Source organism: Gemmatimonadota bacterium, assembly GCA_040388625.1.
GTDB lineage: Bacteria > Gemmatimonadota > Gemmatimonadetes > Gemmatimonadales > Gemmatimonadaceae > Fen-1247.
In genome coordinates this window covers 397,834-415,996 of sequence record JAZKBK010000001.1, presented here as the reverse complement: position 1 = coordinate 415,996, position 18,163 = coordinate 397,834, and the positions used below count along the sequence as shown (strand labels likewise).

Here is an 18,163-nt window from a genome sequence, read left to right as displayed (position 1 = left end):
GGGTTTACGGCCACGGCCGCGGTCGCGGCGCCGGCCATGGCCACGGGCCGAACGCCCGGCCGCCCGCGAGCGAGCGAATGGCGGCTTCGCGCACCTGTGGATCCTTGGAGTCGATCAGCACGCGCATTCTCGCGGCGGTATTGCCGCCTGATTTGGAGATAGCCCGAATGAGCGCGCGGCGCACGTCGGAGTTCTTTTCGACGCCGAGAGCGGAATCGATCTCCGGAAGCGCCGTGCTGTCTTCGATCTGGCCCAGCGACCACGCCGCGCGGAGCCGAACGTTGTCATCGGACTCCTTGAGCAGATGCGTCAGGCCGGCAACCGCACGACGATCGGCATGGCCGATCTGACCGATTGCCCACGCCGCTGTACCACGCACTTTCACACTTCTGTCGGACTCGGTGGCACTTGCAAGGGCGTCAGTCGAGGATGCGTCCCCGAGTTCGCCGAGCGCCCACGCGGCGGATTCACGCACCTTGTCGTCTGAATCCTTTTGCAGCGCACGCTGAAGCGCGCTCGCACCAGCGTTGTCGTCGAGGTTGCCAAGTGCCCACGCGCTCATCTCGCGCACTTCCGCATTGCTGTCGTTGGTGAGCGTCGTGGAGAGTGCCGGTACGCCATCTTTCGCGTCCAGCGTTCCGAGCGCCCACGCGGCGGCGCGGCGCACGGAGGCGACGTCATCATGTTGCAGCGTGCGTATGAGGGCTGCCGACGTGCTCGTGGAATCCATTCGGCCAACCGCAATGACCGCCGCTTCGCGCGTTACCGGTGACGCATCGTTGAACAGCGAAACCAGCGACGACAGCGCGCGACCGTCCTCGATTCTGCCAAGCGCCCACGCGGAGTTGGCGCGCACGTCGGCCGTTGCGTCGCCGAGCGCGTGAATGAGCTGATCCACCGCTGTCCTGGCATCGACGAGACCAAGTCCGAATGCGGCAATCGCACGCAGCGATGCATTGCTGGATGTGAGTCGTGTGAGCAGCTCCGGCGCAACGCTCGCATTGTTCTGGGTGCCGATGAGACGCACTGAGAGCTCGCGCACGCATGGATCGTCCGACCCGAGCGCACCGATCAGCCTGGTGACATCAACAGCAGGAAGATTGCGGGAGTCCAGCATACCGTGCAGGTCGGCCGACGCGCCAAGCGGTGTCACCGGCGCGTCGCTGGAACGCCCCCAACTACCGTTGCCGACGGCCCTCGCGGCGAGCGCGCATACGTTTGGTGATACTCCGCGCGCGGCGGCGAGCAGTGCGCTCACGTCGAACGACGCGGTGTCGTCGGCTACGCCGGCGAGCGACGAATGGTCGTGCCTGATCGCACTTGCGGTCGACACGAACGCTGCGGCAGCAACCGCTCCAATGATTCTCAACATCGTTCCTCCTCCGTGATTGCCCATGTCTGCGCACCGGGCTGTATGGTGAAAAATCAGCACTTCGGGTCAAAAGCATGCGCCCGTAGCGGCCTCGGGCCGGGTTACGCGCGCACTTGTGCGTTTCCTACGGGAACGGTCGCGGCTGCGGCCATGGCCACGGCCACGGGCCGGTCGCATTACCGCCGGCCAGCGCATCCACCGCCATCGACTTGACCTTGGGATCCGACGACTCGAGCAGACCGCGAATGGCGCTCAGTGACTGTTCACCCATCGCGCCGAGCGCGCGGATGTAATCGACCTGGATGTCCTTGTTGGTCTCGGTGCGGAGCGCGGCCTGCAGTGCGGGAATGGAAGTCGTATCGCGAATCGTGAACAATGCCCATGCAGCGAGGGTCCGCACATCCGGATCGCTATCATGCAGTTTCGCAACGAGTGCGCTCGGCGCTGATCGCGGCCGCACACTCCCAAGCGCCCACACCGCCCTGCTACGCACGTCTGCGTTCCTGTCGGCCAGTGCCGCCGTGAGCGCAGGGATTGCCGCGTCATCGTGAATGCTGCCCAGCGCCCACGCGGCGGTGGCGCGAACGGAGTCGCTGGCGTCAGTACGAATCGCCGACGTTAGCGCACTGACGGCCGACTGCGCGGCGTTGCGATGATCGCGGGCGAGCGCCCAAGCGGCCGTTTCCCGCACCGATGCGTTCGCATCGTGGAGCAGTGCACGAGTCAACGCCGAGGAGGCGACCGGGTTCTCGATGTACTTCGAGAGTCCCCACGCTGCTGTTCTGCGCAATTCCGCGTTCGCGTCGGTCGCAAGAACTTTCGCGAGCAGATCTGCACGCTCGTCGGGAGTTTTTGAATCGAAGGTCGCATCGAACGAAAAGGCGGGCTTGACCGCGATCTCGCTCTTCCGTCCGTCAGAATCCGAAGCGCGCACGCTCACCTTCGGGGCTATAGTCTGCAAGCCAGACTGTGCGTCGGCCAATACGCTGGAAGCGACCTTCATTCCGAATCGAGCCGCAGCGTCAGCAAGCGCGTTGTTCGCTCCGTGGTCTTCCGTCCGATCAGAACCTCCTGATGGGAGCGCAACCCGAGGCGTTGCCACAACCTGTGACGTTGTGGCGACGTGCGAAGCCTCGGCGAGAGGCGCACGCACGATCGGTGATGGTGTTGCTGGAGCCACGCGAGGCATGGGTGCAGCGGCGCCAACGACAATGGAGAGTGTGCCGAGCGAGCCAACGAGCGCAGCGGTCTTCCAACGACCTGGAGCCGAACGCCGAGCCTGCGGATCGAGGATCGCGAGCATGCGACCCTCGAATTCCTTCCTTCGCGCCATGGCGAGCGCGACCATCGGTGTGCGATCGCCGCGCACGGAAGTAACGATGTCGAGGAGATGCTCGGCGTAATCCGCCGCACGCGTGCCGCACATCAGGGCCAGATCATCGCACGCTCGCTCGCTCTCCGAGCGCAGTCGCTTTGCTGCCGTCCAGACCAGCGGATGAAACCAGTACACGGCGCACGTGATGCGGCCGAGTGTATGACCGACCAGATCCCTGCGGCGCACGTGCGCGAGCTCGTGCAGCAGTACCGCGCTGCGTCGCTCCGGCGACCATCCCTCGCTCTCTACCGGAAGGACGACAGTTGGGTGCAGCGTACCGCATGCGAACGGCATCTTCGTTTCCCTGCTCTGCAACAACCGCGGCGCCTTCTCGAGCCCGATGCGATCGGAGATCTCCCACACGGTGTCGAGCCATTCTCTCCCGGTCAGAGGAATGCTGTTACGAACGATGCGTCGCAGGGACAGCGCCGCAAACGCGAGCGAGGCCGTGATCACGAGTACGACTGCGAGCCAGGTGACAAGCAAGATCGTCAACAGATCTGTGTTGCGTATACGGTCGGCAATGCTTGACGTCTCAGTCGCCGGCGAAGTTTCAGGTGCGACTGAGTGTTGCGATGCCGCGATATCAAGCGGCTTCGTTGCGGCTGCCGACCGGTCGCCCGGCAGTGCAGAAGCGCGCCGCGTCGCTGCAACGCCAGCATTCGACACCACGCCGCTCGTCGCCGGCAGAGCTGGGAGAATCCGAAGATGGATCGGCGCCCAGACCGTGAGCGCGGGAATGAGCAACAGCGCACCGAGCGTAACGAGCCAGACGAGGTGACGTGCACCCGCCGCCGCGCGTTGCATGGCGAGTGTAGCGCCCAGCGCGCCAATCAGGATCAGCGTCGCCTTCACGATGAGTATCAGCAGTGACAGGTTTTCCCCGTGGAAAGGGCCGACGCTGGCAAGAGAAAGTGGCGACATGATTATCTCCCCTCCTGGCGCGCGCGCCGAATCGTTTCCCGATGGCGCTGCACGTCGTCTTCGGTCATGTCGGTGTCGGACATGCGAAGCAACGCTGTGACCGCCTGCTCCGGAGATCCCGCGAAGTAAGTTCTGACGACGTGTGCGAGAACGTCCTCGCGCGCTGTTTCGGTAGGTCGCGCCGGCGAGTATACGTAGCGCGGGCCATCTTCCTTGTGGATGATGGCGCCCTTCTCCGCGAGTATGCGCAACACCGAGCGCACTGCAGAATAAGTCGGTGGATCGGGAAGATCGTTCATGATTTCAGCGACTGTCGCCTCGCCTCGCCGGTGCAGAATGTCCATTACCTGGCGTTCGCGGCGGGAGAATGAAGGGGCGGTAGCAGCTGTTGCGGTGCGCCTGGAAGCCATTCGAATGCTCGACTGATGAAGGGCGGTCTGGTACTGCTGAAAAATCAACTGTGTTGAATTTTCACCATTACAGCGTGACTGTCAAGGGGGGAGCATCCCGAACGGCCCAGTCCCCGGATCTTGCGGTTCGCACCGCTAGCGCCACATTCGCCGTGTGCATACATGCCCGAAGCAGGATTCTCCAGTCTGAACAGAGGAAGCAAATGTTGGCTCTCCGTGCAAGAAGTCGTGCTGGGATACGTAACGCCATTGCCATGTCCGTCGCCGGGCTCTTACTGTCGGCAGCAATCACCATCGCCGCCGGGGCACAGGCGAATCGCGTCGCGGTGCCGAGCGCGTCGTTTACACTGGAGCAGGTGCTGAGCTACCCGTTCGCGACCGGACTCACGGCTTCGCCGAAATCTTCGCGAATTGCGTGGGTCATCGACGCATCCGGTGTGCGTAACGTCTGGACCGCTGCGGGGCCCGACTTCGAGGCGCGCACACTCACGGATTACCGTGCGGACGACGGACAGGAGCTCACGAATCTCGCCGTATCGCCGGACGGCACGTGGGTTGTATACGTGCGCGGCGGTGATCACGACGCGAACTGGGCCGCCGAGGGCGGGCTGCCACCGGATCCGGATCATTCGCCGGTCAAGCCCAAGGTCGAGATATGGGCGGTGCACGTGGACGGCGCGTCGAACCAACCGCCGAAACTGCTTGCGGAGGGTGACGAGCCCGTGATCTCCCCACGCGGTGATCGCGTCGCATTCACTAAGGGCCAGGCGATCTGGACCGTACCAATCGACGGATCGGCGGCGGCGAAGCAGCTCTTCTTCGCGCGAGGGAGCAATGGATCTCCTACGTGGTCACCAAACGGCGACCGGCTCGCCTTCGTTTCCAACCGTGGCGACCACAGCTTCATCGGCATCTTCACGTCGGACTCGACGCCGATCCGTTACCTCGCTCCGTCGACGTCGCACGACCGGTCGCCGAAATGGTCGCCGGATGGGACGCGTATCGCGTTCGTGCGCACGCCTGGCACTGGCGGTGCGCCGGAAACAGTACTGGAACTGCATCCGCGCCCCTGGGCAATCTGGACCGCCGATGCTGCAACAGGTCTGGGTCGACTCGTGTGGCAGAGCGCCAACACATTGTTGAGCTCCGTACCGACCACTGACGGAGGCACCAACCTTTCGTGGGCTTCCGGCGGACGCATCGTCTTCCTGAACGATACGGACGGATGGCCACATCTGTATTCCGTCGCCGAAACGGGCGGGGCGCCATTGCTGCTCACTCCCGGATCGTTCATGGCGGAGTTCATCACTCTCTCGCCTGATGGCAAATCGCTTCTATACAGCGCAAACACCGGTAACACTCCGGGCGACGGCGACCGGCGTCACATCTTCCGCGTGCCGGTCGATCGAGCCACGCCTGTTGCGCTCACGTCTGGCACCGGTCTCGAGTGGACACCGTTCGTAACAGGCGACGGAAGCACAGTTGCGTTCGTCGGTGCGGGCGCGCAGAGGCCGCCTCTGCCGATGGTGATTCCAATCAACGGTGGCTCTCCCCGCGCCCTTGCAGAAGAAGTGATTCCTGCGTCGTTCCCGACGGCAGATCTGGTGATCCCGAAGCCGGTCACGTTCAAGGCGGCCGACGGAACCTTGGTGCATGGCCAGCTGTTCGACCGCAATGGCGCGGGATCGGCGAGGAAGCCGGGCATCGTTTTTGTGCACGGCGGTCCGCCACGCCAGATGATGCTCGGTTGGCATTACATGGATTACTACTCCAACTCGTACGCGGTCAACCAGTATCTCGCGAATCACGGCTACGTCGTGCTGTCGGTGAACTACAGACTTGGAATTGGGTACGGACACAACTTTCACCATCCGGCGCACGCTGGATCGGCTGGCGCATCCGAGTATCAGGACGTGACGGCGGGTGGCGAGTATCTGCGCTCGCTCGCGTCGGTCGATTCGCGGCGCATCGGAATCTGGGGCGGATCGTACGGCGGCTTCCTCACCGCGATGGCGCTCGCGCACAACTCCGACATCTTCAAGGCCGGCGTGGACATGCACGGCGTTCACAACTGGCTGGATGAATCGGGCAGCAGGCTCATCAACGCACAGCTGCGTTACGAGAAGAGTGACATCAAGAAGGCGCTGGACGTTGCATGGACTTCATCGCCAGTGTCGGCAATTGCAAGGTGGAAGAGCCCGGTGTTGCTGATTCAGGGTGACGACGATCGCAACGTGCACTTTCACGAAACGGTCGACCTCGCGCGCCGCCTTTCCACCGCCGGAGTGAGCTACGAGGAAATGGTGATTCCGGACGAGATCCATGGCTTTCTGCGACACGCGTCCTGGGCGAGCGCTGACTCGGCGACGGTCAGCTACTTCAACAAGCAGTTCGGCGTGAAGTAACGGCGCCCGGCGCTTCGCGACGTATGACATGGTACGCGCGCCCGGAACTGCGTGAGCGGTTCAGCCGTCGAGTTCGGTACCGAAGTCGACGGCTGAACAAGTCAGTTTAGAACGGCAGATCGTCGTCCTCGTCCTGCAACGCCGCCGGGAAATCCTCGAACTCGCCGCCCTGGCCCGCGCCGCTCTTCGCGGCGGCTGGTCGCGCAGAGCGTGCCGGCGGAGCCTCCCCGTCGAAATCACTGCCGCCGCGCGAGCTCAGCATAACGAGCTCGCGAACGCGGATCTCGGTCGTGTAGCGCGTCTGGTTTTCCTTGTCCTGCCACTGGCGGTACTCGATAGGCCCTTCGACGTACAGCTTGTCGCCCTTCTTGACGTACTTCTCGACCACGTCGGCGAGTCCCATTCCCTTCTCTGCACCCTGGCCGCGTCCGGCGTTCCAGACGACGCAGCGGTGCCATTCCGTCTTTTCCTGACGGTCGCCCGACGGCCCGTTCCAGGTACGAGACGTCGCGAGCGAGAACGTCGCTACGCGGCCACCGTTCGTGGTCGAACGAACTTCCGGGTCCTGCCCGACATTCCCGATCAACATCGCTTTATTGAGGCTTCGGCTCATTTGTTCTCCTGGCGAGGAAAGTGGCTCGCCGATGAAAGTATGGGATCTCGGACTCCAGCGGGAAAGCCGGTGGCCGTTTCTGGTACCGTTTCATTGCGCGCGAGTGAGCGAAGGTCCGATCGAAGCACTATCGCGTCCTCTCGCGGCGCATGATAATATCGCTTGCGAACCCCCATTTCGGCGAATCCGCGACTGCCGTACAGCGTGCGCGCTCCCACGTTCGACGCACGCACTTCCAGCCACATCTCCTTCGCACCGCTTCGGCGGCAAAGCTCCATCGCAGCGTCCAGTAGCAACGCGCCGAGCCCCTGACATCGATGCTCGGGATCGACGGCGATGTTCAGCAGCTCGGATTCCTCCGACACGGCCACCGTGATGGCGTAGCCAACCACGCTCCCGGCCTCTTCGGCGACAAGAAAATTATTGCCGTCCTCTGACGTCAGATGGGTGCCAAACATCCCGCGTGTCCATGGATCGCCGAACGAAACACGTTCAATGGCGATGACCGCCCCAAGATCCGAACGCTCGGCAACACGCACCGTTGCCGTCACGTCGTCAGCGGCCGCCCGTGCGCCGCCTCCCACTTGACCTGCGCCTCCGCGAGCCTCCCATATGTCGGCTCCCACGAATCCAGGTCGACCGCTCCGCGCGCAGCGATGTCACCCAATCTGGGAACAAGGGCACGCGCGAGCGGCCTGGCGTCCATGTCCAATCCCGGCCCGATCAATTGCGCGTGCATCCGCACCGCACGCGCGCGCAACTCGTCGTCGCCCACGAGATAGGTCACGCCGACCAACTCCGTGCGATCGCCGTCGCGATTCGCATCCTGACAGAACCATTCGCCACGTCCGGCCTGCAGCGCAGCAATGAGATATCCGTCGGACGTAGCCGCGCTCCACGCAAGCAATTCCAGAGACGACACAGCATAGAGTGGAATACTCAGCGCGGAACAGATTCCCTTGGCGAACGCAGCAGCTGACCGAAGGCTCGTGAAACCACCCGGACCGGCTCCGCACACTACAGCGGAAACTTCACGCAGCGGCATCGTGGCGCGGCCGAGGCACTGCACGACCGCAGGTGCGAGCGCTTCGGTGCGCGCGCCAGTTGCGTCGCGCGACGCGAACGACAGATCGCTCACGAGCACGCCGTCGCGCGTGATTGCGACGGATCCCGTCTCCGTCGAAGTCTCGAGTACCAGCACGCTTCCGAGCATCAGCCGGCCAGGAGTAGACGACGGTCGGCGCGCTCGGGATCGTAATCGAGCGCGATGGGAAGATGATCGGTCGGAAGGAGCTCGCCCGCATGCTCCGGCCATTCCACGATCACAAGCGCGTTCGAAGCAACAATGTCGCTCCATCCGATCTGCTCCAGCTCCTCGACGCGCTCGATGCGATACAGATCGATGTGAAACACCGGCGAGTGCGGCGCCGCATATTCGTGCACGAGCGCATATGTCGGACTCGTGACGGGTGCCGTCACGCCGTAGCCGCGGCAGATCGCCTGCGCGAGCGTCGTCTTCCCGGCACCCAACTCGCCCGTGAGCGCGATGACGAGGCGTGGATGCGAATCGGCACCCAATCGCTCGCCCCACGCGATCAGCTCCTGCTCGCTCATGACGAGATGGCCGCGCGTCGCGCGCGGCGGCGTCGTGTGATGATGCGCGTCCATTATTCGTTCCGGAGCGCAGCGAGTGACGGTGAGGCGCGTCTGGACTTGTTGTCGCGCTGAGCACGCAGCTCGAACAACTGGTCACGAATGCGCGCAGCACTCTCGAAATCGAGATCCTTCGCGGCCACCTTCATGTCATCCTCCAGTGTCTTTATCAACGCATCGATGTCCGCGATCTTCGAATATTCCGGGGACGATTCCGCGACTCTGCGCGACTGCTCGGCCTGTCTGTCCTGCCGCTCCGACCGTGCATCGGCCACGCGCGTGATGAAACGAACCTGATCGGTGCTCTTGACCACGCTGCGCGGTGTGATTCCGTGCTCGGTGTTGTACGCGAGCTGCGTCGCACGGCGACGTGCGGTCTCGTCCATGCAGCGCTTCATCGATCCCGTGATGCGATCCGCATAGAATATCGCGCGGCCGTTGAGATGCCGCGCGGCGCGGCCGGTCGTCTGGATGAGAGAGCGGTCGCTGCGCAGGAAACCCTCCTGATCCGCATCGAGGATCGCCACCAGCGACACCTCGGGCATGTCCAGGCCTTCACGCAGCAGATTGATTCCTACCAGTACGTCGAACTCGCCGAGGCGCAGACCGCGGACGATTTCCATGCGCTCGATCGCGTCGATGTCCGAGTGCATGTAGCGCACGCGAACGCCCATCTGCTGCAGATAGTCAGTCAGGTCTTCAGACATGCGCTTGGTGAGCGTGGTAACCAGCACACGCTCGCTCTTGCGCTCGCGAAGCCGGATCTCCTTGAGCAGATCGTCAACCTGGCCGCGCACCGGCCGAACTTCGATCTCCGGATCGATCAGTCCCGTGGGCCGGATAATCTGCTCCACCACCACTCCCTCGCACAGTCTCAGCTCGATGTCACCCGGCGTTGCGGACACGTTGATCGCTCGAGGTGTAAGCGACAGAAACTCGTCGAAGGTGAGCGGTCTGTTGTCCAGCGCGCTCGGCAATCTGAACCCGTAATCGACCAGCGTCAGCTTGCGTGCACGATCCCCGTTGAACATTCCGCCGATCTGCGGCAGCGTGACGTGCGACTCGTCGACCACCACCAGGAAATCGTCAGGGAAGTAGTCGAACAGGCAGGCAGGCCGCTCGCCGATCTCGCGTCCCGACAGATGCCGCGAATAGTTCTCGATTCCGGCACACGTGCCGATCTCGAGCATCATCTCGATATCGAAGTTGGTGCGCGATTCGAGCCTCTGCGCTTCCAGCAGCTTGTTGGTGTTGCGCAGCTCCTGCAGGCGCTCAGCCAGCTCTGCCTGAATGCGCCGCACCGCGCGCTCGATGGTCGGCCGACTGGTAACGAAGTGCTTGGCAGGATAGATCGCCGCACGTTCCAGCGCGGCGATGACGTTGCCGGTGAGCGGGTCGATCTTGCTGATGCGCTCGATCTCGTCACCCCAGAGCTCGATGCGAACGCCCTGCTCCTCATAGGCGGGCAGAATCTCGACCGTGTCACCTCGAACGCGGAAGGTGCCGCGCTCGAACGCAACGTCGTTGCGGCCGTACTGGATCTTCACGAGTGAACGCAGAATGTCATCGCGCGCGATCTTCTGACCCTGCACCAGCGTCACCATCTGCTCACGGTACTGCACCGGATCGCCCAGGCCGTAGATCGCCGAAACGGTTGCGACGATTATCACGTCGTCGCGCTCCATCAGGCTCGACGTTGCACGCAGTCGCAACCGGTCGATGTCCTCGTTTATCGACGCGTCCTTCTCGATATAGGTGTCCGTCGTCGGGACGTACGCCTCGGGCTGATAGTAGTCATAGTACGAGATGAAGTACTCGACCGCGTTGTGCGGGAAGAAGGACTTGATCTCGCCATACAGCTGCGCAGCGAGCGTCTTGTTGTGGGACAGAACGAGCGTCGGCTTGCCGTACGCCTGGATCACGTTCGCGATCGACATCGTCTTTCCAGAGCCCGTTACACCCAACAGCGTCTGGAACCGATCGCCACGCTCGAGGCCGCGCGTAAGCTCGGCTATCGCCTTCGGCTGATCTCCGGCCGGCTCAAAGGGTGCCACCAAGTCGAACTTTGCCATGAGTACCGAAATTTAACCGAAGATCGTATTCGAACGAGCGTTCGAGATTGACATACCCTCATCCCCGAAAAAGCACGCTCAGCCTCGTCATTGCTACCCCCGTCCAACCTCCGCCAGTGCCAGCGCGCAGTTTATGAGCGCGATGTGAGTCAGACCCTGGGGGAAATTCCCGGCGAACCCGCCGGTCCCGGGATCCAGCTCCTCGCTGTAGAGGCCGACATGGTTGGCGTGCTTCAGCATGCGACAGAAGATGCGCTCGCCCTGCTCTGCATCGCCCGACAGCACGAGAGCCTGCGCCATCCAGAATGTGCAGATCGAGAAGACGCCCTCGGAACCCGGCAGGCCGTCGTCGTTGCGATAACGGTACACCAGCTCCCTGTCCTCGCTCGTGAGATCGCGCAACGTTGCCGCTATCGTCCCCTTCACTCGCTCGTGATCGGGCGGAAGAAAACCAACCATCGGTATGATGAGATTCGCCGCGTCGAGCGCGTCGGTGCCGTAGAACTGCACGAAGCTCTGGCGCTTCTCGCTCCACCCTCGCTCCATCACCTCGGCCCACACCGCGTCGCGCGCAGCTTCCCACCGCGCGATGTCGCACGGGAGGTCGAACTCGCGACCCATCTTCACACCGCGGTCGAGAGCGACCCAGCACATGACCTTGCTCATCACGTAGTGCTCTTCGGTCGCGCGCACTTCCCATATGCCGCTGTCGGGATCGCGCCAGTGAACGGCGATCCAGTCCACCAGTCGACTGAGCGACCACCACGTACCCTCGCCGACGGTCGCGCTACGACTCCATCGGTGGGCGGTATTCAGAATCTCGCCGTACACGTCCAGCTGCAACTGATTCACCGCGGCGTTGCCGACTCGCACTGGCGCGGAGTTGCGGTATCCAGAAAGGTGTGGCAACGTGCGCTCCGGCAGATCGCGCGATCCGTCCACTCCATACATGATCTGCAGATGGGAATGGGTAGCCTTGCGTGTAATGCGTCGCAGGAACGCCATGAACGCGCTCGCCTCTTCGTGCCGTCCGAGTCCCTGCAGCGCGTCGAGTGTGAACGAGGCGTCGCGAAGCCAGATGAAGCGATAATCCCAGTTGCGCTCGCCGCCGATTTCTTCCGGAAGCGATGTCGTCGGCGCCGCTATGATCGCGCCGCTCGGCTCGTAACACAGCAACTTGAGAGTGAGCGCCGACCGCTCGACCACGGCGCGGTGGGTACCCTCGTACTTGAGTGTCGCGACCCAGCCATCCCAGAACGCCACGGTCTGCTGCAACCGCTCCTGCGATCTGTACGATGCGATCGGAAGTACCTCATCGTCATCGTATCGCAGCACGAACCACGCGGACTCGCCGGCGCGCATCCGCAATTGCGCCGTCGCGCCCATCTCATCCACGCGCCACCACAGGTCGGGTGGCCCGGAGAGTGCTGCGGCTTCGTTGTCGTCGTCGGTAGCGAGCAGTCCGTTCTTTCGCGGGATGATGTGCGCTGGCTTAACCGCGTAGTCGAATCGCGGCGAAAAGCAGATCGATATGTCCATCTGCCCGCGCGTGCACTTCACCTCCCGGTGAATCTCGGCGAGACCCGGACGCCGTCCGTCCTGCCCCACGGGCATGAAGTCGCACAGCTCGAGCGTGCCCGTACTGTCATGAAAGGCTGTAACGAGCACGTTGGTCGCAGGCAGATATCTCTGCTCGCTCGTGTGCGTTCCAGCAGGCACGATCTGAAAACGCCCGCCGCGCGACTCGTCCAGAATCGCCGCGAACGTGGACGGAGACGGGAACTCCGGCAGGCAGCACCAGTCGATCGATCCGTTGAGACCGACGAGCGCCGCAGTCCGCATGTCGCCGATCACTGCATACGCCGAGATCGGCGGGTACGCGGAAGTCGCAGCCGAAGACCACGCTGCCGGCGCCTGATTACTCGCCGAAGTCGCACCTGCAATCGCACCGCCAGTCGCGCTCTGCGAGGGTTGCAGCGCTGGTATCGACGTCGCTGTCATGATCTCGAGGCGGCAAGCAAATCCAGCAGGTCGTGGATTTCGCGGGGAGTGTCCACGGAGAATTGTGCATCTGTCGTTGCGTCCGGCGCCCCTACGCGAACGGTTGTCGCATGCGGAAACGCCCGCAATGCGCGAAAGCCATCTTCATCGGTCACGTCGTCGCCGGCGAACAGAATGGATGCATCGGGCGACTCGCCGCCGAGCTCGTGAACTATTTCCAGCACAGCATCGCCCTTGGTCAGACTCTCGCTGGCGAGGACGTTGATCACGCACTTGCCGGGTGCGAGCGTAACGCCGCGCTCCCGCGCGATCTCCGCAACGCGCGCGTCGAGTGCTGGAAGCAGCGCCATGTCCATTTCGCGGAAGTGTAGTGTCAAGCTGAACCCCTTGTCCTCGATACTGGTTCCGGGAAACCGAGCGACGACCGCGTCCAGATCCTTCCGGGCGTCGCGCAGCGCGAGTCCTGCATCTTCCCACCCCTCCGGCCCTGTAATGTTTCCCGACTCCGACAGGTGCTCCATTCCGTGATTCCCATAAATCGTCACGCCGCCGATCGACAGCATCCGGCGCGCATCTGCGACGGAGCGACCTGTGACAAACGCAACATGCACGCCGCGGTCGCGCCTGGCGATCAGCGCGCGTAGCGACTCGCGCGCTGATCCCGGGATGCTCGCCACGTCGGCACGTTCGACGATGTCACATAGCGTTCCGTCGATGTCCAGCAGGATGATGAGCGGCGTTCCTCTCAGCCTTCGCGCAATTTCGTCCGGCTCGGCGGGCGTCACGGGATCACAGAGCTGCCGCTCCGCCTTCCGCCGCGTGGTCGGCCGCCTCGGCAGCCGCGAGTATCCCTTCCAGCCAGTCCTCGATTGTGGCGTTGGTGACGCGGTCCCTGAGCGCAGTCATGCGCTCCACGCGTTCGTGCCGCGGCATGTCGAGCGCGACTGCGAGTGTATCCGCAAATGCGTCGATGAAAAACGGATTCACCAGCAGCGCCGCACTCAGCTCATCCGACGCACCGGCGAAGCGGCTCAGAACCAGCACGCCGTTTCCGTCGGTTCTGCAGGCGATGAATTCCTTGGCCACGAGGTTCATTCCGTCCTGAAGCGACGACACGACGCACACATCGGCAGCACGGTACACGGCAGCCAGCAGATCCGCGTCGACGTTCTCGTGCACGAGCACGATTGGCGTCCAGTCGAGCGTGCGGAATTCATCGTTGAGCCGCTCTATCGCTTCGAGCACGTCGCGCTCCAGCCTGGCGTACGCTGGAATGTCAGTACGCGATGGCGTCGCGACGATCAGCATCGTGAACGTTCCGCGGCGTTCCGGACTGTCCGTCCACATGTGTTCCAGCGCCCGCAGTCGCCGTTCGATTCCCTTGGTGTAATCCATTCGATCGACGCTGACGACCAGTTGCCTTTCGCGCGGTGCGTATCGTTGACGAAGCGTTCTGCACACATCCGTCGTGTGCGGCAACGCAGCCAGTCGTTGCCATTCCGCAACATCGATGCTGATCGGAAACGCTCCGACTCGCGTTTGCCGCCCATCCAGATGGATGACACTCTGATCCAGACTCACCTGGGCCTCCGGCAGAGTACGCGCGACACAATCCATGAAATTCCACGCGAAGCCATCCGTCTGAAACTCGATCAGATCGTTTCCCAACAGCCCACGCAGCAGCGAGTCCTGCACTCCGACCGGCAGAATGCCAAAGACATCCGGCGGAGGAAATGGAATGTGCCAGAATTGATGGATCAGTGCGTCCGGAACCAGTGGTCGTATCAGTGACGGCGCGAGCGCAAAGTGATAGTCATGCACCCACACCATCGGTGCGCCGCCCACGCGCTCGGCCTCCTGCACCACGGCTGCGGCGAACATTCGGTTCGCGTGCTCGTAACTCTCCCAATCACTTCGCCGGATATCGACCTTGCTCACGAACAGATGACACAACGGCCACAACGCACTGTTGGCGAAGCCGAGGTAGAAACCCTCGACGTCGTTCTCCGACAGCCACACGCGGCGTAGCGTGTATGACGGATCGCCAGGTGGAACCGCCAGGCGCCCGACGTCGTCCGCGACGGTGCGATCGGCATTTCCGGACGCCCACGCGACCCAGGTTCCGTGCGTACGACGGAGAATCGGATCCAGCGCCGAGACCAGACCGCCTGCGGGGAATCGCACTTCGATTCCATTGGGCTTGTGTACGTGCTCGTACGGCTCGCGATTGGAGAGCAGTATGAGCGGCCGGTCCAGCATTGCGTGAATTTTGGATTGCATCTAGATCCCTGCCTGAGCACGCACCATGCCCGTGCGGCTCTCATACACGACGAGCGGCGAGCCCTACTCCGACGTCTGCTCTCGCCGCGACACTTCTGTGACACCCTTCACGCGCCTGATTGCGCGCAGCGTCTTGCGGAGATGTGGAAGATTCTCGACCTGCACCTCTATCATGCCGAACACGCGCGCATCCTCGCTGCGCAGCTCGAAGCTTCTGATATCGGTCTTGGTCTCGCTGACCGCGGTCGCAATGTCCGCGTACAGCCCGCGGCGGTCGCTCGCCTCGACTGCCAACCGCACGAGGAATCGCTCGCCCTGTACCTCCTGCCAGTCTATTTCGAGCCTGCGCTCCGGCTCGTCGTCCAGGAGCATGAGGTTGGGGCAGTCGGCGCGGTGAATGCTCACGCCGCGTCCGCGCGTTACGTAACCCGAGACAGGATCGCCGGGCACCGGTTGACAACATTGCGCATAGCGCACGAGCAACCCATCGGCGCCCTGAATCCGCACGCCGCGACCGGTCCCCCGCACGCGATCGACCAACCGCTCCAGCCGATTCGGCCGCGGCGGCTCGAGTTCCGTATCGATTTCCGGATGCAGACTGCGGATGACGTCGCGACCACTCAGCTCCCCCTGACCGACGGCGCTCACGAGGTGTCCGCGATCGTTGAGCTTGAGCGTCTTCGCCGCCGTGTCGAGGTCGTCATCGGTCGGACGCAGCACCCGGCGACGCTTTGCTTCCTTGTCGATCATCTCGCGGCCCAGCTTGATCGACGCCTTCTGCTCCTCCATCCGGAGGCGCTGCTTGATGCGATGCCGCGCGCGGCCCGTGCGTACGTGCGCGAGCCAGTCACGATTCGGACGCGCCGACGGTGACGCGATTATCTCGACCGTGTCGGAGTTCTTGAGCTCGCGCGAGAGCGGCGCCATGCGCCCATTCACTCGCGCACCGTTGCAATGGAGGCCAACTTCCGTGTGCACGGCGAACGCGAAATCGATCGGCGTCGCGCCCTTGGGAAGCTGGATCACATCACCAGTCGGCGTGAATACGAATATCTCGTCCTGGTACAGATCCAGCTTCAGGAACTCGAGAAACTCGTCCGGCGTCTTGGCATCGAGCTGAAGTTCGAGCACCTGCCGGAACCACTGGAGATGCCGGTCGAGCTCGTCGGAGTTGCGCGCGTTTTCCTTGAAGCGCCAGTGCGCCGCGATTCCGTATTCCGCCGTGCGGTGCATTTCGCGCGTACGTATCTGGATCTCGAACAATTGCCTGCCGGGTCCGAATACAGTCGTGTGCAGCGACTGGTATCCGTTCGACTTCGGCTGCGCGATGTAGTCCTTGATACGTTCCTGAACCGGCGTCCACCCGTCGTGGATGACGCCAAGCGCGTGGTAACAATCAGGCACACTGTTCACGAGCACGCGAATCGCGAGAAGATCGTATATCTCCTCGTATGGCTTGTCGCGATTCACCATCTTCTTGTAGATGGACCAGAGATGCTTCGGTCGTCCGGTGATCTCCACGTCGGTGATTCCGGCTCGCGCCATTTCCGCGGTGAGCGGCTTCCGCATCCGCTCGACGAGATCGTCGCGCTCCGCACGCTTCTGCGCCACGAGACGCGCAAGGTGGCGATATGCATCCGTCTCGAGATGCTTGAACGCGAGATCCTCGAGCTCCCAGCGGACCTGCGCCATTCCGAAACGGTGGGCCAGTGGCGCGTACAGATCGCGCGTCTCCTGCGCGATGCGCCGGCGCTTCTCTTCCGGAAGCGACTCGAGCGTGCGCATGTTGTGCAGGCGATCGGCGAGCTTGATGATGATGACGCGCGCATCCTTGGCGATCGAGAGGAGCAGCTTGCGATAGTTCTCGACCTGCGCGTCGCGCGGCGCATGCGCCGGCAGGTGCTCGATCTTGGTGAGCCCATCCACGATCCCCGCGACTTCCTTGCCGAACTCCAGTTCGATGTCGGCGAGGGTGAAGCGGGTGTCCTCGATCACATCGTGAACGAGACCCGCGATGACGGTCGTGGTGTCGAGGTTGAGCCCCGCCAGGATCTTGGCGACCGCGACGCAGTGGAGTACGTAATCCTCTCCCGATTGCCGCTTCTGGCCCCGGTGCGCATCCTCGCTGAACCGGTAGGCGCGCAGAAGCTGCTCCACGTCGATCCGCTCGGGAAGCGGATCGACGACGAAGTCCCAGCCGGGGATGAGCCCGCTCCCGGCCATAACCTCTGGCCTACCGACACTGACCGCCATGTTTCAATATGACGCCATGACCGTGCCAGGCAAACTGGCTGGAGGCATATTTAGATCACAAAGATGGTTGGATCGGCGAGTCTGTCGCCGCATCACACGAGGATGCCGCTCTCCGCGAAGCTGGTGAACCGACCTCTGCCGATGATAATGTGGTCGAGGACGTCGATGCCGAGCAGCTTGCCGGCCGATACCAGCTGCGAGGTGACCACCCTGTCCTCCGGCGACGGAGTCGGGTCACCGGACGGGTGATTGTGGATGAGAATCACCGCATATGCGTTTTCCGCGATCGCCTGGCGAAATACTTCACGCGCGTGAACGAGCGACGAGTTCAGTATTCCCCGCGTGACGAGAATGTCGTTCTCGAGCCTGTGTTGTGCATCGAGCGTCGCTATGTGAAACTCCTCTACCGGAAGATCCTGCATCCGAGCCGAGTATGCATCGTACACGTCGCGCGCTTCGCGCATCGGCCTTCCCTGCTCCCGCTGCTCGGCCATCATTCTGCGGCCGAGTTCGAGCGCAGCGTGGACCGTGATCGCGCGCGCAGGTCCAACGCCCGCAACGGAAGTGAGTGAAGCGACGGGGCGCGATGACAGCCGTCGCAGAGAGCCTTGCGACGCTGCGAGAACGTCACGTGCGAGATCTATCGCGGACCGCCCCTCGCCACCTGAACCAAAGAGGATCGCGACCAGCTCGACAGCGCTCAGCGCCTGAGCACCATGTTGCTTGAGCCGCTCACGCGGGCGTTCGGTTACGGGAATTTCGCGAATTGAAATGGCGGACATGTGAGCTCCGGAATGGGGTCCCA

General features: G+C 63.0%; 14 protein-coding genes. 1 reads left to right on the top strand and 13 read right to left on the bottom strand.

The window, feature by feature from the left end; genetic code table 11:
* Window positions 1–4: 4 nt before the first annotated feature.
* The 3 genes from V4529_01885 to V4529_01875 all read right to left on the bottom strand — a co-directional run bounded on the left by V4529_01885 (window position 5) and on the right by V4529_01875 (window position 4,081).
* Complete coding sequence (locus V4529_01885) at window positions 5–1,372, bottom strand: HEAT repeat domain-containing protein (protein ID MES2357070.1); 1,368 nt, start codon at window positions 1,370–1,372, stop codon at window positions 5–7.
* 124 nt (window positions 1,373–1,496) lie between these two features.
* Window positions 1,497–3,671, bottom strand: coding sequence for a M56 family metallopeptidase (locus V4529_01880; protein ID MES2357069.1), 2,175 nt, complete (start codon window positions 3,669–3,671; stop codon window positions 1,497–1,499).
* Window positions 3,672–3,673: 2 nt separating this feature from the next.
* Window positions 3,674–4,081 carry a BlaI/MecI/CopY family transcriptional regulator gene (locus V4529_01875; GenBank protein MES2357068.1) on the bottom strand — a complete coding sequence of 136 codons (408 nt, stop codon included), beginning with the start codon at window positions 4,079–4,081 and terminating at the stop codon, window positions 3,674–3,676.
* 254 nt (window positions 4,082–4,335) lie between these two features.
* Here V4529_01875 and V4529_01870 point away from each other — a divergent pair, with 254 nt between their 5' ends.
* Window positions 4,336–6,486: a prolyl oligopeptidase family serine peptidase gene (locus tag V4529_01870; protein ID MES2357067.1), complete on the top strand. Its 2,151-nt coding sequence runs from the start codon at window positions 4,336–4,338 to the stop codon at window positions 6,484–6,486.
* Between the two features lie 106 nt (window positions 6,487–6,592).
* Here V4529_01870 and ssb read toward each other — a convergent pair whose 3' ends face one another.
* The 10 genes from ssb to radC all read right to left on the bottom strand — a co-directional run bounded on the left by ssb (window position 6,593) and on the right by radC (window position 18,140).
* Window positions 6,593–7,099: a single-stranded DNA-binding protein gene (gene ssb / locus V4529_01865; protein MES2357066.1), complete on the bottom strand. Its 507-nt coding sequence runs from the start codon at window positions 7,097–7,099 to the stop codon at window positions 6,593–6,595.
* Window positions 7,096–7,650 carry a ribosomal protein S18-alanine N-acetyltransferase gene (rimI, locus tag V4529_01860; protein MES2357065.1) on the bottom strand — a complete coding sequence of 185 codons (555 nt, stop codon included), beginning with the start codon at window positions 7,648–7,650 and terminating at the stop codon, window positions 7,096–7,098. The genes ssb and rimI overlap by 4 nt, the downstream gene beginning before the upstream one ends.
* Window positions 7,647–8,312, bottom strand: coding sequence for a tRNA (adenosine(37)-N6)-threonylcarbamoyltransferase complex dimerization subunit type 1 TsaB (gene tsaB, locus V4529_01855; GenBank protein ID MES2357064.1), 666 nt, complete (start codon window positions 8,310–8,312; stop codon window positions 7,647–7,649). Before tsaB ends, rimI begins: the two co-directional genes overlap by 4 nt.
* Window positions 8,312–8,767 (bottom strand): tRNA (adenosine(37)-N6)-threonylcarbamoyltransferase complex ATPase subunit type 1 TsaE, encoded by a 456-nt coding sequence (gene tsaE, locus V4529_01850; protein ID MES2357063.1) that lies wholly within the window; start codon window positions 8,765–8,767, stop codon window positions 8,312–8,314. Before tsaE ends, tsaB begins: the two co-directional genes overlap by 1 nt.
* Entirely contained in the window at window positions 8,767–10,824 is a 2,058-nt protein-coding gene (gene uvrB / locus V4529_01845; GenBank protein MES2357062.1) for an excinuclease ABC subunit UvrB, read from the bottom strand. The genes tsaE and uvrB overlap by 1 nt, the downstream gene beginning before the upstream one ends.
* A 93-nt stretch (window positions 10,825–10,917) precedes the next feature.
* Complete coding sequence (locus V4529_01840) at window positions 10,918–12,825, bottom strand: glycoside hydrolase family 15 protein (GenBank protein MES2357061.1); 1,908 nt, start codon at window positions 12,823–12,825, stop codon at window positions 10,918–10,920.
* Entirely contained in the window at window positions 12,822–13,610 is a 789-nt protein-coding gene (gene otsB / locus V4529_01835) for a trehalose-phosphatase (protein MES2357060.1), read from the bottom strand. Before otsB ends, V4529_01840 begins: the two co-directional genes overlap by 4 nt.
* A 4-nt stretch (window positions 13,611–13,614) precedes the next feature.
* Window positions 13,615–15,105 carry a trehalose-6-phosphate synthase gene (locus V4529_01830; protein ID MES2357059.1) on the bottom strand — a complete coding sequence of 497 codons (1,491 nt, stop codon included), beginning with the start codon at window positions 15,103–15,105 and terminating at the stop codon, window positions 13,615–13,617.
* Between the two features lie 63 nt (window positions 15,106–15,168).
* Window positions 15,169–17,328, bottom strand: a complete 2,160-nt coding sequence (locus V4529_01825; protein ID MES2357058.1) for a bifunctional (p)ppGpp synthetase/guanosine-3',5'-bis(diphosphate) 3'-pyrophosphohydrolase — start codon at window positions 17,326–17,328, stop codon at window positions 15,169–15,171.
* A gap of 122 nt (window positions 17,329–17,450) precedes the next feature.
* Window positions 17,451–18,140: a DNA repair protein RadC gene (gene radC, locus V4529_01820; GenBank protein MES2357057.1), complete on the bottom strand. Its 690-nt coding sequence runs from the start codon at window positions 18,138–18,140 to the stop codon at window positions 17,451–17,453.
* Window positions 18,141–18,163 lie beyond the last annotated feature (23 nt).

What these genes read in the sequence shown, in the direction of transcription:
- V4529_01880 (MES2357069.1), bottom strand. Translation starts at nt 3,671, where the DNA reads ATGTCGCCACTTTCTCTTGCCAGCGTCGGCCCTTTCCACGGGGAAAAC.
- V4529_01825 (MES2357058.1), bottom strand. Translation starts at nt 17,328, where the DNA reads ATGGCCGGGAGCGGGCTCATCCCCGGCTGGGACTTCGTCGTCGATCCG.
- ssb (MES2357066.1), bottom strand. Translation starts at nt 7,099, where the DNA reads ATGAGCCGAAGCCTCAATAAAGCGATGTTGATCGGGAATGTCGGGCAG.
- V4529_01830 (MES2357059.1), bottom strand. Translation starts at nt 15,105, where the DNA reads ATGCAATCCAAAATTCACGCAATGCTGGACCGGCCGCTCATACTGCTC.
- tsaE (MES2357063.1), bottom strand. Translation starts at nt 8,767, where the DNA reads ATGGACGCGCATCATCACACGACGCCGCCGCGCGCGACGCGCGGCCAT.
- radC (MES2357057.1), bottom strand. Translation starts at nt 18,140, where the DNA reads ATGTCCGCCATTTCAATTCGCGAAATTCCCGTAACCGAACGCCCGCGT.
- V4529_01875 (MES2357068.1), bottom strand. Translation starts at nt 4,081, where the DNA reads ATGGCTTCCAGGCGCACCGCAACAGCTGCTACCGCCCCTTCATTCTCC.
- V4529_01840 (MES2357061.1), bottom strand. Translation starts at nt 12,825, where the DNA reads ATGACAGCGACGTCGATACCAGCGCTGCAACCCTCGCAGAGCGCGACT.
- V4529_01870 (MES2357067.1), top strand. Translation starts at nt 4,336, where the DNA reads ATGTCCGTCGCCGGGCTCTTACTGTCGGCAGCAATCACCATCGCCGCC.
- tsaB (MES2357064.1), bottom strand. Translation starts at nt 8,312, where the DNA reads ATGCTCGGAAGCGTGCTGGTACTCGAGACTTCGACGGAGACGGGATCC.
- V4529_01885 (MES2357070.1), bottom strand. Translation starts at nt 1,372, where the DNA reads ATGTTGAGAATCATTGGAGCGGTTGCTGCCGCAGCGTTCGTGTCGACC.
- uvrB (MES2357062.1), bottom strand. Translation starts at nt 10,824, where the DNA reads ATGGCAAAGTTCGACTTGGTGGCACCCTTTGAGCCGGCCGGAGATCAG.